Here is a 14,413-nt window from a genome sequence, read left to right as displayed (position 1 = left end):
GTGGACCGAGCACCACAAAAGACCGATTAGTCTGTTTCCATGGAACACCAGGGGCACAGCCTCGATTCAGCCCCACCGGCCCAGGGAACCGTGGATCCCCTCGACCACCCGGCACCCGAGCTCCCCGGCCTCGACCAGCCGGACACCACGTTCACCATGTCCCCCCGTATCGCGTCACTGCTGCGCCACCACAACGCCATGCGCGCGGCCGGTCGCGGGACCTGGATCATCATGCTGGCCTTGATCCCGCTGCACGTATTCAACCTGACAATCAGCGGGATGCCGCTCCCGTTGATCGTCATCGTCATGACGATTCCCGTCTGCGCCCCCATCGCCAACCATTTCCAGCTGCGCAGGCAGTACGGCAGCCTGGTCGATGATGCCGCGACCGTCGCGGTCCGGCTCGGCACCGACGCGCTCGACATCACCGAGCGGACGTGCCACAGCAGGATCCGCTACCAGCGCATCCGGGGGATCACGGTCTCGGCGCGGGTTGCCGTCCTGCAGGTCGACGGGCGACCGTACGCCATGCCCCGCGAGCTCTGGCCCGACCACCTGGTCGAGGAGTTGCGCGGATTCCTCTCGAGGGAACCCGTCACCACACCCGACCGCCGCGTCCGCACACCTTCACCGCTGTTTCCCGCCCTGCCCAGACCCCACGCCGTCACGGTCGCCGACTCCGATACGGCACGCCTGCTGACTCGCGCGCACGCGCGTGCACCGTGGTGGCGGCCGACAGCCAAGACCGCCCTGATCGGGGTCGCCGTCATCGTCGGCGCTGTTGTCTTCGGATGGCTCGGCGGGCCGCCGGCCGTCCTGATCTTCCTGGTGATCAGCGCCCTGATCGGCGCGGTCGGATGGTGGATGACGCGCGTTCCGTCCTATGCCGAGATCGACAAGGTCGCGGGCTTCGCCGCACCCGGCGCGGTCATGGCCACACAGTTCGGTTCCGACGCCGTGCTCATCGCCACGGCGAGGTTCGTCCTGCGCCTGCCGTACTCGACCATCCGTCGGATCACGGTTCGAGGCGAAGTCGCCACCCTCGGATACCGCGGGATGACCATCGTGCTGCCGGGAGCCCTCTTCCCGTCACCCATCCGCGACCGCCTGCGTGAGCGAGGACTGAGGATCAGCGGACGCTGACGTGGCGACCGGCGCGCGCCTGCTCACGCCTCGGGAACACGAACGCCCAGGTAGTACTGGATGTGACCGGGATGGGCGACGGAATCGAGCCGGAAGAGCTGCACGTCGACGGTGTAGTGCTCGCCGGTGCGCAGGTCGCACAGGCGCATGGCGGTGTGGTCGCGGCCGTAGACGGTGTCGCCGTCGTCCCAGATGCGGCGGAAGTCCGGGTACTCGGCGAGTTCGGCCAGCAGCTCGGTGGCCCAGGCGCCGCCGCCCTGCTGGCCGATCAGCCCGCGTAGCCAGTGCACGGTGAGGGTGGATTCGCGCTCCCATTCCACCATCACCTTGCGCGAGAGCGGATTGCCGAAGAACCAGCGCAGGATGTTGACGTCGTCGAGTAGGCCGGGGAAGGCGAGGTGATACGACTCGTTGCCGGCGAGCACGTTCCAGCGGATGTCGACATAGGCGGCCAGATCGGGTTCCTGCAGGGCCAGGGTGCGCCGCATCTCGTCGGTGATCTCGGCGCGCAGGTCATCGACGGTCGGATTGTCGGCGGGGGCGAGCCCGGCCAGATCGAACAGGTGCCTGCGCTCGATCTCGGTCACGGGGCTGATCCGGTCCAGATAGCGCACCAGCGCCTCGACGACGGCCAGGGTCGGGCGGTCGCGGTCGCCGCCTTCCAGGTGGGTGATGTAGCTCGTGCTGACCCCGGCCGCGAACGCCAGTTTCTCGCGGGAGATCCGCCGGTCGTCGCGCAGCCGCCGCAGCAACCCGCCGAGCGTCGGCGGCCGCGGTGGGCCGTCGAACCCCGCTGGCGATGACTTCGGTCCCAACCCCAACCCTCCCTGTCTGCAGGGCACCATCCTCGGTGACATTTCCGTATCGAACCGAATGCCGACCGGAAAAGATGCGGTTTCTTTATCTTGGCAGCACAACCTGCACCGTAGTTAACGACAGGCAAACAATGGGTGGGATCGGCTGTGCGTACCGGCACAATGTGGCCGAAAGGGGGGTGCGCCGAGCCTGTTAACAAATGTAAACCGCCCGAGAACCCACCGTTTCCGAAGGATCACCGCGGCCCGCCACGCCGGTGTGGACCGATCGCGTCCGGCCAGTTCGCCAACCCGTTGTCCCTGGTCGCGCTCGAGCAGTCGGACGCACCCGCGGTCGAGCCGGTGACCACGAGATTTCGCCGCGCTCACAGCTCACAACGGCCCGAATAGGGATGTGAAAAGTTCGTTTTGCGGGATGCGGTCGCCTCCTTACAGTTGCGCCAACAGCCCGATTTCACAGCTCGAAGGGGGCGTCGTGGTTAATTCGCTGCTGAACCTCGGTAAGTATTTCCAGCGCGGCGAGGTCTCGCCGGACCAGCGATCGGTGTACAAGGTCGGTGGTCGCGATGCCGACGAGTTCTATCGCGATCGCTGGTCGCACGACAAGGTGGTGCGCTCCACCCACGGCGTGAACTGCACCGGTTCGTGCTCGTGGAAGATCTACGTCAAGGACGGCGTGATCACCTGGGAATCCCAGCAGACCGACTACCCCTCGGTGGGCTCGGACAAGCCCGAGTACGAGCCGCGCGGCTGCCCCCGTGGCGCCTCGTTCTCCTGGTACACCTACTCCCCCGCCCGGGTGCGCTACCCGTACGTGCGCGGCACCCTGCTCGATCTGTACCGCAAGGCCAAGGCCGAGCTCAAGGACCCGGTGCTGGCCTGGGAGTCCATCGTCGAGGACCCCGTCAAGGCCAAGGCCTACAAGACCGCGCGCGGCAAGGGCGGCTTCGTCCGGGCCGAGTGGTGGGAGGCCGCCGAGATCGCCGCGGCCGCGCACGTGTACACGATCAAGCAGTACGGGCCCGACCGCGTGGCGGGCTTCTCGCCGATTCCCGCGATGTCGATGGTCAGCCACGCCACCGGTGCCCGGTTCGTGTCGCTGATCGGCGGCTACATGCTCTCCTTCTATGACTGGTACGCCGACCTGCCGGTGGCCTCACCGCAGGTGTTCGGCGATCAGACCGACGTGCCGGAATCGGCCGACTGGTTCGACGCGGGCTATCTGATCATGTGGGGCTCCAACGTCCCGGTGACCCGCACGCCCGACGCGCACTACATGACCGAGGCGCGCTATCGCGGCCAGAAGGTCGTGGTGGTCTCCCCCGACTACGCCGACAACACCAAGTTCGCCGACGAGTGGGTGGCCGCGCGCCCCGGCACCGACGCGGCACTGGCCATGGCCATGGGGCACGTGGTGCTCAAGGAGTTCTTCCTGGAGAAGCAGACTCCGATGTTCACCGACTACATCAAGACCTACACCGACCTGCCGTACCTGATCTGCCTCGACGAGGCGGCGGATCAGGGTGGCGCGCTGCCCGGCAAGTTCCTCACCGCCGCCGACCTCGGGCACACCGGCGAGGGCGTCGAGCACAAGCCGGTACTGCTGGACCAGGCCGGAAACCCGGTGGTACCCAACGGTTCTCTCGGCCACCGGTTCAATGCCGGGGACGCGGGCAAGTGGAACCTCGACCTCGAGGGCGTCGACCCGCTGCTCACCCTGCTCGGCCACACCGACGACGCGCCCGCCACGATCGCACTGCCCCGCTTCGACACCGACACCGCCCAGCCGATCCTGCGTGGCGTCCCGACGAAAACCGTTGCGGGCAAACGCGTCACCACCGTCTTCGACCTGCTGCTGGCCCAGTACGGCCTGGGCCGTGACGGCCTGCCCGGCGAGTGGGCCAAGGGCTACGACGACGCGGAATCGCCGTACACCCCGGCCTGGCAGGAGACCATCACCGGCGTGCCCGCCGTGCAGGCCGCGCGCATCGGCCGCGAATTCGCCGACAACGCCGAACGCTCCGGTGGTCGCTCGATGATCCTGATGGGCGCGGGCACCAATCACTGGTTCCACTCCGACCAGATCTACCGCGCCTTCTTCACCCTGACCCTGCTCACCGGCTGCCAGGGCAAGAACGGCGGCGGCTGGGCGCATTACGTCGGCCAGGAGAAGTGCCGTCCCGTAACCGGCTGGGCCACACTGGCTTCGGCCTCGGACTGGCAGCGCCCGCCGCGCCAGATGCAGGGCACCGTGTTCTGGTACCTGACCAACGACCAGTGGCGCTACGACCCGTTCACCTCCGACAGCTTCGCCTCACCGCTGGGCAAGGGCACCTTCGCCGGACGCACGGCCGCCGACAACATCGCCCTTGCCAGCCGGCTGGGCTGGATGCCGAGCTACCCCACCTTCAACCGCAACCCACTCGATCTCAGCGACGAGGCGGCAGCGGCAGGCGCGACCCCTGCCGAACATGTTGTGTCCCAGTTGAAGTCCGGTGACCTGCGCTTCGCCTGCGAGGACCCCGACGCCCCGGAGAACTTCCCGCGCGTGCTCACCGTGTGGCGGGCCAACCTGCTCGGCTCCTCCGGCAAGGGCAACGAGTACTTCCAGAAGCATCTGCTCGGCTGCGGCTCCAACCTGCAGACCACCGATGCCACCGGCGTGCGCCCCCAGGAACTGGAATGGCGCGAGGAGGGCGCCGAAGGAAAGCTGGATCTGCTGCTGGCCCTGGACTTCCGGATGACCAGCACCACCCTGTTCGCCGACATCGTGCTGCCCGCCGCCACCTGGTACGAGAAGCACGACCTGTCCTCCACCGACATGCACCCGTTCGTGCACGCCTTCTCCCCCGCCATCTCCCCGCCGTGGGAGGCCAAGACCGACTTCGAGGCGTTCCACCGGATCGCGCGCGGGTTCTCCTGGCTGGCCGAGAAGCACCTCGGCACCCGCAAGGACATCGTCGCGGTACCGCTGCAGCACGACTCCCCCGACGCGCTCGCCCAGGCGGGCGGCAAGGTGCTGGACTGGAAAGCCGGTGAGTGCGAACCGATTCCGGGCAAGACCATGCCCAAGATCGTCGAGATCGAACGCGACTACACCAAGATCGCCGAGAAGCTCGCGGCACTGGGACCGCTGGTGGACACCCTCGGCGTGACCACCAAGGGCATCACCACCTATCCCGAGGCCGAGGTGGAATACCTCGCGGGCCAGAACGGCACCATCGTGTCCGGGATCGCCGCGGGCCGTCCCTCGCTGGCCAAGGACACCCACTCCGCCGAGGCCATCCTGGCGCTGTCGGGCACCACCAACGGCCGTCTCGCGGTCGAGGGCTTCGAGGCGCTGGAGCGCCGCACCGGCACCGAACTCGCCGATCTCGCCAAAGAGGCCGAGGGCAAACGGATCTCGTTCGCCGACACCCAGGCCAGGCCCGTTCCGGTGATCACCTCGCCGGAGTGGTCGGGCAGTGAGAGCGGCGGGCGCCGGTATTCGCCGTTCACCATCAATGTCGAGCGGCTCAAGCCCTGGCACACCCTCACCGGCCGCCAGCACTTCTATCTCGACCACGACTGGATGATCGAACTCGGCGAGCAGCTGCCGATCTTCCGGCCGCCGCTGGACATGACCGCGCTGTTCGCCGAGCCGTCCATCGGCAACGTGAGCGCGGGTGGGGTCACCGTGCGCTACCTGACCCCGCATTCCAAGTGGTCGATCCACTCGGCCTACCAGGACAACCTGCACATGCTGACGCTCTCGCGCGGCGGGCAGACGATCTGGATGTCGGATCGCGACGCCGCCAAGATCGGGGTGGCCGACAACGACTGGATCGAGGCGATCAACCGCAACGGCATCGTCGTGGCCCGCGCCATCGTCTCGCACCGCATGCCGGAGGGCACGGTGTTCATGTACCACGCGCAGGACCGCGCGGTGGATGTGCCGCGCATCGAGGGCACCGAGGACACCAAGGTCGGCAAGGGCAAGCGCGGCGGCATCCACAACGCCCTGACCCGTGTGCTGATCAAGCCCTCGCACCTCATCGGCGGCTACGCCCAGCAGTCCTTCGCCCTGAACTACCACGGGCCCACCGGAAACCAGCGTGACGAGGTCACCACGATCCGCAGGCGCTCGCAAGAAGTGGAGTACTGACATGCGCGTTATGGCTCAGCTCGCCATGGTCATGAACCTGGACAAGTGCATCGGTTGTCATACCTGCTCGGTCACCTGCAAGCAGGCGTGGACCAATCGTGGTGGCACCGAGTACGTCTGGTTCAACAATGTGGAAACCCGTCCGGGACAGGGGTATCCGCGTCAGTACCAGGATCAGGAGAAGTGGAAGGGCGGCTGGACGCTCAACAAGCGCGGCAAGCTCTCGCTCAAGTCCGGTTCGCGGTTCAAGCGGCTGATGAACATCTTCGCCAATCCGGACCTGCCCACGGTCGACGACTACTACGAGCCGTGGAGCTACGACTATGACAATCTGCTGTCCTCCCCGCCCACCGACACCACCCCGGTGGCGCGGCCGAAATCGCTGATCACCGGCGAGGACACCAAGGTCACCTGGGGCGCGAACTGGGACGACGACCTGGGCTCGGGTCCCGAGGCGGTCGGCAAGGACCCCCTGCTCGGCAAGCTCGAGGACAAGGTGAAACTGGAGTTCGAAGAGACCTTCATGTTCTACCTGCCGCGCATCTGCGAGCACTGCCTCAATCCCTCGTGTGCCGCCTCGTGCCCCTCGGGCGCGATCTACAAGCGCGAGGAAGACGGCATCGTGCTCGTCGACCAGGACAAGTGCCGCGGCTGGCGCCAGTGCATCACCGGCTGCCCGTACAAGAAGATCTACTTCAACCACAAGACGGGCAAGGCGGAGAAGTGCACCTTCTGCTACCCGCGCGTGGAGGTCGGCATTCCGACGGTGTGCTCGGAGACCTGCGTCGGCCGGCTGCGCTACATCGGCGTGATGCTCTACGACGCCGACGCGGTCCTGGAAGCGGCCTCGGTGACCGAGGACAAGGATCTGTACCCGTCCCAGCTCGGCGTCTTCCTCAACCCGCACGACCCGCGCGTGATCGCCGAGGCCGAGGCGGCGGGTATCTCCACGGAATGGATTGCCGCCGCGCAGGATTCCCCGGTCTACAAGCTGATCGTGGACTACCAGCTGGCGCTGCCGCTGCATCCGGAATACCGGACCATGCCGATGGTCTGGTACGTGCCGCCGCTCTCGCCGGTGGTGGACGTGCTCACCGAGACCGGGCACGACGGCGAGAACGCCGACAATCTGTTCGGCGCCATCGACGCGCTGCGCATCCCGGTGGAGTACCTGGCCGAACTGTTCACCGCCGGTGACGTGGGTCCGGTGCGCGCCTCGCTGCAAAGACTGGCCGGAATGCGCGCGTTCATGCGGTCGGTGAATCTCGGCGAGGAACCCGATCCCGGCATCGCGCCGTCGATCCGCCTGGAACCCGAGGAGATCGAGGCGATGTACCGGCTGCTGGCCATCGCCAAGTACGAACACCGGTACGTGATCCCCTCCGGCGCGACCTCCCGTGCGCACGAACTGGATTCGCTGGCCACCGGCTGCAGTCTCGACACCGACGGCGGGCCCGGCATGACCGCGTTCGATCAGATGGTCGAGAAGTTCTCGCTGACCGACACGAATCAGGCCGCGCCCGAGGAGAAGTCGGGACGGATCAATCTGCTCAACTGGGACGGCCGCGACACCAGCGGCCTGGTGCCGAGCACCGACAAGCTTGCCCCCGCCACGAACGGCAACGGCGCCGTGGGGAGCAACGGCCACGGCAGCAACGGCGCTGCCGTCGCCGACCCCACCGTGAGTGGTGCGGCGCGATGAGCCTGCTCTCGATCCGTCGGCGACCGCAGCCGGTCACGGCCATGAGCGAGCACGACCGCCGGGTCGTGTGGCGGCTGGCCGCGCTGCTGCTCGACTATCCGGGCGAGCAGACCCTGGCGCTCCTGGACCAGATGACCGGTGCCGCAGCCGAATTGCCGGAGGAGGTGCGCGCGCACTTCACCGAGCTGCTCACCTACCTGCGTGACACCCCGGCCATCGAGTCCGCGCAGAGCTATGTCGAGACCTTCGACATGCGCCGCCGCGCCAGCCTGCACCTGACCTTCTACGCCTACGGCGACACCCGCAAGCGCGGTATGGCACTGCTGCGGTTCAAGCACGCCTACCGCCAGGCCGGGGTGGAACTCGGCGACGAGGAACTGCCCGACCACCTGCCGGTGCTGCTCGAATTCGCCGCCACCGTCGACCCGATCGGCGGCGAACGCCTGCTCGGCGAACACGTGCCGGTGCTCGAACTGCTTCGACTGTCGCTGGGCGACAACAACTCTCCCTACTCCGGCGTGCTCGGCGCGGTGCTGTCGACCCTGCCGCCGGTGACCACCGCCGACCGCCGCCGCATCGCCGAACTCGCCGCCCAGGGCCCGCCCGAGGAAGAGGTCGGCCTGGAACCCTTCGCCATGGACCCCGCCCTGTTCGACGCCACGGAAGGCCGCAGATGAACGCCACCATCCCCGTCCCCGAAGGCCTGTGGCTGATCCTGCCCTACATCGCGGCGACTTCCTTTGTGCTGGGCCATGTCTGGCGCTACCGGTTCGACCAGTTCGGCTGGACCACCAGGTCCTCGCAGATCTACGAATCCAAGCTGCTGCAGCTGGGCAGTCCGCTGTTCCACTTCGGCATGCTCGGTGTGTTCGGCGGGCATGTGATGGGCCTGCTGATCCCGCAGTCGTGGACCGATGCCATCGGCATCTCGCGCCACACCTACCATCTCGTCGCGGTGGGAGCGGGGTCGATCGCGGGGTTGATGGTCGTGGCGGGGGTGGCGATCCTGTGTTATCGCCGTGTCGCCGTTCCCGCTGTGCGCAAGTCGACCAGCCGCAACGACGTGCTCATGTACACGCTGCTGACCTTGGCACTGGTCACCGGCCTGCTCAACACCTGGGGCTCCAACCTCGCCTGGGGCACCTACAACTACCGCGACACCGTCTCCCCCTGGTTCCGCAGCCTGTTCACCATGCACCCCGAACCCGCGCTGATGGTCGGCGTCCCCTGGACCTTCCAACTCCACGGCCTGGTGGTACTGGCCCTGGTCTTCGCCTGGCCCTACACCCGCCTCGTCCACATGTTCAGCGCCCCGATCGGCTACCTCACCCGCCCCTACATCGTCTACCGCCGCAAAGAAGTCAAGGCCAAGGACAAGACCCGCTTCGCCAAGGCCTGGGACGCCCCGGTCACCCCCGACCGCTGGTAACCGCTCAGCGGGACACTTCCCTTGTCAGCAAAAATGTAACGTGTTTCACTTTTGGCATGAGCGATGTCCTCGCACCAGCCCGTCTCGGACCACTCACCCTGCGGAACCGGGTGATCAAGGCGGCCACGTTCGAGGGGCGCACGCCTGAAGCGCTGGTGACCGATGAGCTGGTGGAATTCCATCGAGAGGTCGCGGCGGGCGGGGTGGGGATGACGACGGTCGCCTATTGCGCGGTGGCGCCGGGTGGGCGGACGGATCGGCATCAGATCTGGATGCGGCCCGAGGCGGTGCCGGGGTTGCGGCGGCTCACCGATGCCGTGCACGCCGAGGGCGCGGCGATCAGCGCGCAGCTCGGGCATGCCGGGCCGGTGGCCAATGCCAAGTCCAATCGGGCGCCCGCGCTGGCGCCGAGCCGGATGTTCAATCCGCTGGGGATGCGGTTCACGAAGGTGCCCGACGCGCTCGGGATCGCCGAGGTGGTCGCCGCGCATGCCAGGGCGGCGCGGCTCGCGCGCGAGGCCGGGTTCGACGCGGTGGAGGTGCATCTCGGGCACAACTATCTGGCCAGCGCCTTCCTGAGCCCGATGCTCAATCGCCGCAAGGACGACTACGGCGGCGCGCTCGTCAATCGCGCGCGGGTCGCCAGGGAAGTGGTGCGCGCGGTGCGCGACGCGGTCGGCGACACGATCGCGGTGACCGCCAAGCTCACCATGGAAGACGGTGTGCGAGGCGGGTTCTCGATCGAGGAGTCGGTACAGGTGGCGGCCTGGCTCCAGGAGGACGGCGCCCTCGACGCGCTCGAGCTCACCGCGGGCAGCTCCCTGCTCAACCCGATGGCGATCTTCCGCGGTGACGCCCCACGCAAGAACTTCGCGAAGGTGCTGCCGATCCCCGCACGCTGGGGCCTCCAGCTGGTCGGCAAACAGTTCCTGCGCGAATACCCCTACCGCCCCGCCTATCTCCTCGACAAGGCACGCCGATTCCGCGAGGAACTCTCGCTACCCCTGATCCTGCTCGGCGGTATCACCGACCTCGCCACCGCCGAACAGGCGCGCGCGGAAGGCTTCGACTTCGTCGCCATGGGCCGCGCCCTGCTCCGCGAACCGGACCTGATCAACCGCTGGCACACCGACGCGACCACCCGCTCGCTGTGCACCCACTGCAACGAGTGCATGCCGAGCATCTACACGACCACCCACTGCATCCTCCGCACCCCGGCCGCCACCTGATCCCGAGTCGGACGGTTGATCACCAGGCTCTCCGGTGAGTATCGGCCGAGAAGCCGACGCCACCACAGCCTGGTGATCAACCGTCCAGGTGCTAGGCGAGTGCCTTGCGGACGGTGTCGAACCAGGACTGGGTGGCGGTGAGGCCCTTTTCGACGTCTTTGCGGCCGTCGACGAAGCCGAAGAGGTCGGCGGCGTAGCGGGTGAGGACGGCGCCCTCGGATTCCTCGAGTTCGGCGAGGACCTCGGCGTCGCCGAGCAGGTAGGCGACGACGGCGAGCTGGCCGGTGGACCATTCGGCGCGGTAGGGCGCCCAGCCGTCGGCGCGGACCGCGTGGGCGCGGGTGAGCAGGTCCTCGCGCAGCGCGTCGCGGTCGGCGTCGCTGGGGCGGCGTGGCTTACCCCAGGTGATCCGTTTCGCATCCGACATCTCGAATCCTCTCGCTGACGTCCGGGCGAGGTGCACACGGCCTGAGGTGACTGTCCCAGATCCCCACCCAGCCAGCGCGCACCAGCCCCGGAACGCGCCCTCACCCGGCGCGGAGGAAGTTCCCCGTTCGCTCGGCGCCGAGCGCGGGATCGGCGACGCCCGCGCCGAAGACATAGCGCCCGTTGACGAACACGGCGGTGACCGTCGCGTCGTTGCGATTGACCATCCGCGAGAGATTGCCGAACACGGCGACCGGATGCTCGGCGTAGGCGTCGAGCGTGTCGTCGAGGTGGGCGGGATCGATGACGACGGCATCGGCGCGATCACCCACGCGCAGGTGACCCGCGTCGATGCCGTACCAGTCGGCGAGCTCGCCGGTGAGCCGGTGCACCGCCTGTTCGACGGTCAGGAACGGGCGCGGGGAGTCCACGGCGTCGGCGACGCGGCGCAGCAGGCGCAGGCCGAAGTTGTAGAAGGCCATGTTGCGCAGGTGCGCGCCCGCGTCCGAGAAACCGAGCTGGACCGAGGGGTCGGCGGCCAGGATGTCGAGGACCTCGGGGCGGTGATTGGAGATGGTGGTGCGCCAGCGCAGTTTGTCGCCGTGCTCGACGACGAGGTCGAGGAACGCGTCCACCGGATGCAGCCCACCGCGATCGAGACCGACCTGACCGAAGGTCTTGCCGAGCACGGACTCGTCGGGACAGGCCACGATGTCGGCGTCGAAGAAGTCGCGGTGCCAGGCCCGGGGCCCGTACTTCTGGTCGTAGTCCTTGCGGAACGCGCGGCGATAGTCCTCGTCCTGCATGAGGTGGCGCTGCTCGTCGATGTGGTCGGCCAGATGCAGAGCCGCCGCACCGGAACCGAATTCCTCGAACACCGGCAGCGAGATCCCGTCGGAGTACACCTCGAACGGCACCGGCAGATGCTGCCAGCGGAAGTTCCCGCGCAGCCCGTTGATGATCTTGCCGACGGCGGGGAACATCTTCGCGGCGCCCGGTACCGCCTTCACATCGGCGGCCGAGAGCAGGCTCACCTTCAGCGGATTGCGCCACAGCCCGATGCTCGACACCGCCATCGACACCAGGCTCGTCGGGCTGGCGATATCGGGTCCGCCCTGTAGCGCGCGGCCGCGCTCGCGCAGGATGGTGTTGAGCCGGTGCCGTTCCTTGCTCGTCGCGTAGGTGGACGGCAGGGTCCGGGAGCGGCACTGCACGCCGTCGAGTTTGTCGAAAAGCAGCTGCTGCGAAGACATTCCGACGAAGCCCGCGTCGAGCGCCGCGATCAGCTTGTCTTCGATCTCGGCGAGTTCGGCGGCACTCGGTCGCGCCTCCTTGCGGGTCGAGCGGTCCAGGCCCATGACCGCGGCCCGGATGTCGGAGTGGCCGATGAAACTCGCCACGTTCGGGCCGAGCGGGAGCTGTTCGAGCGCGGCGACGTAGTCGGCGGCGGTGCGCCAGGTCTGCACCTCGGCCATCGCGCTGACGACGTATTCGCGCGGAATCGCCTCCACCCGGCCGAACAGGTCACCGGCCACCTCGCCGTCGACGTGCACCGTCGAGAGCGAACACGAGCCCAGCAGCACCGTGGTGACGCCGTGGCGCACCGATTCCGCCAGCGCCGGGTCGAGCAGGACCTCCACGTCGTAGTGGGTGTGGATGTCGATGATGCCGGGGATCACCCATTTGCCGGTGGCGTCGACGACCCGCGGGCACCCGGCTTCGTCGAGTGGGGTCGCCGAGATCTCGGCGACCCTGCCCGCGCGCAGGCCGAGGTGTCGGATCGCGGACGGGGCGCCGGTGCCGTCGAACCACCGGCCGCCCTTGATGATGCTGTCGAACATTGCTGCCCCCTCTTACAACGCGAGCTCGCGCCGCGTGACTTTGCCGGTCGCGTTGCGCGGCAACGCTTCCGAGGTTATCCGCCAGCGGGCCGGCACCTTGAAATAGGCCAGCCGCGCGGCCAGGTAGGCGCGCAGTTCCTCCGTGTCGACCGCGCCCGGTTCGGCGACCACCACGGCCGCTACCTCCTGGCCCAGATCGGGGTGGGCGACACCGAACACCGCGCAGTCGCTGACCGCGGGATGTTCGGCGAGCACGTTCTCGATCTCGGTGGGGTACACGTTCTCCCCGCCGCGCAGGATCAGGTCGGTGCGCCTGCCCGCGACGGTCAGTCTGCCGTCGGTGAGCACGCCGAAATCGCCGGAGCGAAGCCACCGTTCACCATCGATCGCGGCGGCGGTCGCACCCTTGTCGTTCCAATAGCCGAGCATGACGTACGGACTGCGAATGCAGATCTCGCCTTCTTCACCATCCGGCAGCGCCGCGCCCTCGGGATCGCGGACCTCCACGGCGACGCCGATGATGGGGCGGCCCACCGATTCCGGGTCGACGGCCAGGTCCAGCGGCGTCGCCACCGTGGCGGCGGTGCCGCTCTCGGTGAGGCCGTAGCTGGTGGTGAGGGCGAGCTGGGCACCGGCCAGGTGGGTGCGCAGCCGGTCGAGCAGCGCGGGTGAGGACGGCGCGGAGTTCAGCGACAGGGCGCTCAGCGAGGACAGGTCGTAGCGGGACACGTCGTGGTCGAGCAGCCTGCTCGCCATGGTCGGCACGGCCGCCCAGTTGGTGACGTGCTCGCGTTCGACCAGGCGCAGCACCCGGTCCACCTCGAACGCGCCGTCCGGGAACACCACCGAGGCGCCGGTGACCAGGCGCGGGATGACCAGATTGTGCAGGCTGGCGATGTGGAACAGCGGTGCGGTGACCAGGTAGCGCCGGTCGCTCGGGCCGTCGCCCGGTGGCTGCCCGGTGAAGGCGGCCAGCATCGCGTCGGTGAAGCGGTGATAGTCGCTGACCGCCACCAGGTTTCGTTGCGAATGCACTACGCCCTTGGGTCGGCCGCTGGTGCCGCTGGTGTAGAGGATCACGGCCGGATCGTCTTCGCCCACCGGGGTATTCGGGATCTCACCACCGCTGTATTCGGCGATCAGCGCGGGCAGCTCGGTCTCGAAGGTGAGCACCGGCAGGTCGGTGCCCGACTCTGCCAGGCGCGCGGCTCTTTTCGCGTCGGCGAGCACCACGGTCGGGGTGGTGTGGTCGAGACCGTAGGCGATCTCCGGTGGCGCCCACCAGGCGTTGTAGCCGACCGGGATCGCGCCCAGACACTGCGCGGCCCAGAACGCGATCACCCAGTCGGGGCCGTTGGCGGCGAAGATGCCGACCCGGTCGCCCTTGCCGACGCCGTAGCGGGTGGCCAGCGCCGTGGCGAGCGCACCCGCGGCGACGGCGTGCTCGGCGAAGGAGATCCGGCGGTCCTCGGTGACGAGATAGTCGCGCTCGCCCCAGGTCAGCGAGTGCTCGAGGAGTTCGCGCAGGCTGTGGCGGCGGTGCGCGAGCACCGGGATCTCGGCGCCGAGCACGGTCTCGACGGTCATCTCGAAGGGCGCGCCGGGCGCGGTGAGGCCCGCGGCGACCTGCGCCACGAAGGTCTGGGGGTCTGTTTGGGGAGATACTGCTTCGGTCATGTTTCCT

At 68.1% G+C, this 14,413-nt stretch carries 10 protein-coding genes; 6 read left to right on the top strand and 4 right to left on the bottom strand.

Annotated features, from left to right (window positions below; genetic code table 11):
- Positions 1-39: 39 nt before the first annotated feature.
- Entirely contained in the window at positions 40-1,143 is a 1,104-nt protein-coding gene (locus tag ACFVVM_RS18860; RefSeq protein WP_387619636.1) for a hypothetical protein, read from the top strand.
- Positions 1,144-1,166: 23 nt separating this feature from the next.
- On the opposite strand, the gene ACFVVM_RS18855 is transcribed toward ACFVVM_RS18860, so the two are convergent.
- On the bottom strand, positions 1,167-1,958 hold the full coding sequence (locus ACFVVM_RS18855; RefSeq protein ID WP_387619633.1) for a helix-turn-helix transcriptional regulator: 792 nt from the start codon (positions 1,956-1,958) through the stop codon (positions 1,167-1,169).
- Between the two features lie 415 nt (positions 1,959-2,373).
- On the opposite strand from ACFVVM_RS18855, the gene ACFVVM_RS18850 reads away from it, so the two are divergent.
- From ACFVVM_RS18850 to ACFVVM_RS18830, 5 genes are read left to right on the top strand one after another with little or no spacing between them, the layout of a single operon-like run.
- Positions 2,374-6,102, top strand: coding sequence for a nitrate reductase subunit alpha (locus ACFVVM_RS18850; protein WP_387619630.1), 3,729 nt, complete (start codon positions 2,374-2,376; stop codon positions 6,100-6,102).
- Between the two features lie 10 nt (positions 6,103-6,112).
- Positions 6,113-7,804, top strand: a complete 1,692-nt coding sequence (gene narH / locus ACFVVM_RS18845; RefSeq protein ID WP_387620871.1) for a nitrate reductase subunit beta — start codon at positions 6,113-6,115, stop codon at positions 7,802-7,804.
- Positions 7,801-8,481, top strand: coding sequence for a nitrate reductase molybdenum cofactor assembly chaperone (gene narJ / locus ACFVVM_RS18840; RefSeq protein WP_387619627.1), 681 nt, complete (start codon positions 7,801-7,803; stop codon positions 8,479-8,481). Before narH ends, narJ begins: the two co-directional genes overlap by 4 nt.
- Positions 8,478-9,233 (top strand): respiratory nitrate reductase subunit gamma, encoded by a 756-nt coding sequence (gene narI / locus ACFVVM_RS18835; protein ID WP_387619624.1) that lies wholly within the window; start codon positions 8,478-8,480, stop codon positions 9,231-9,233. Before narJ ends, narI begins: the two co-directional genes overlap by 4 nt.
- A gap of 56 nt (positions 9,234-9,289) precedes the next feature.
- Positions 9,290-10,462: an NADH:flavin oxidoreductase gene (locus tag ACFVVM_RS18830; RefSeq protein WP_387619621.1), complete on the top strand. Its 1,173-nt coding sequence runs from the start codon at positions 9,290-9,292 to the stop codon at positions 10,460-10,462.
- Between the two features lie 91 nt (positions 10,463-10,553).
- Here ACFVVM_RS18830 and ACFVVM_RS18825 read toward each other — a convergent pair whose 3' ends face one another.
- From ACFVVM_RS18825 to ACFVVM_RS18815, 3 genes are all read right to left on the bottom strand, one after another.
- A complete protein-coding gene (locus tag ACFVVM_RS18825) occupies positions 10,554-10,889 on the bottom strand; it encodes a hypothetical protein (protein ID WP_387619618.1) in 336 nt (111 codons plus the stop codon).
- Between the two features lie 100 nt (positions 10,890-10,989).
- Complete coding sequence (locus tag ACFVVM_RS18820) at positions 10,990-12,729, bottom strand: amidohydrolase family protein (RefSeq protein ID WP_387619615.1); 1,740 nt, start codon at positions 12,727-12,729, stop codon at positions 10,990-10,992.
- Positions 12,730-12,741: 12 nt separating this feature from the next.
- Entirely contained in the window at positions 12,742-14,406 is a 1,665-nt protein-coding gene (locus tag ACFVVM_RS18815) for a class I adenylate-forming enzyme family protein (RefSeq protein WP_387619612.1), read from the bottom strand.
- Positions 14,407-14,413 lie beyond the last annotated feature (7 nt).

Source organism: Nocardia sp. NPDC058176 (assembly GCF_042883805.1).
Taxonomy (GTDB): Bacteria; Actinomycetota; Actinomycetes; order Mycobacteriales; family Mycobacteriaceae; genus Nocardia.
Note: the sequence above shows the minus strand (reverse complement) of the source record. Positions and strands in the feature narration are given on the sequence as shown.

Coding starts and splice junctions, on each gene's coding strand:
- ACFVVM_RS18860 (WP_387619636.1), top strand. CDS start 40: ATGGAACACCAGGGGCACAGCCTCGATTCAGCCCCACCGGCCCAGGGA.
- ACFVVM_RS18850 (WP_387619630.1), top strand. CDS start 2,374: ATGCGGTCGCCTCCTTACAGTTGCGCCAACAGCCCGATTTCACAGCTC.
- narH (WP_387620871.1), top strand. CDS start 6,113: ATGGCTCAGCTCGCCATGGTCATGAACCTGGACAAGTGCATCGGTTGT.
- narJ (WP_387619627.1), top strand. CDS start 7,801: ATGAGCCTGCTCTCGATCCGTCGGCGACCGCAGCCGGTCACGGCCATG.
- narI (WP_387619624.1), top strand. CDS start 8,478: ATGAACGCCACCATCCCCGTCCCCGAAGGCCTGTGGCTGATCCTGCCC.
- ACFVVM_RS18830 (WP_387619621.1), top strand. CDS start 9,290: ATGAGCGATGTCCTCGCACCAGCCCGTCTCGGACCACTCACCCTGCGG.
- ACFVVM_RS18825 (WP_387619618.1), bottom strand. CDS start 10,889: ATGTCGGATGCGAAACGGATCACCTGGGGTAAGCCACGCCGCCCCAGC.
- ACFVVM_RS18820 (WP_387619615.1), bottom strand. CDS start 12,729: ATGTTCGACAGCATCATCAAGGGCGGCCGGTGGTTCGACGGCACCGGC.
- ACFVVM_RS18815 (WP_387619612.1), bottom strand. CDS start 14,406: ATGACCGAAGCAGTATCTCCCCAAACAGACCCCCAGACCTTCGTGGCG.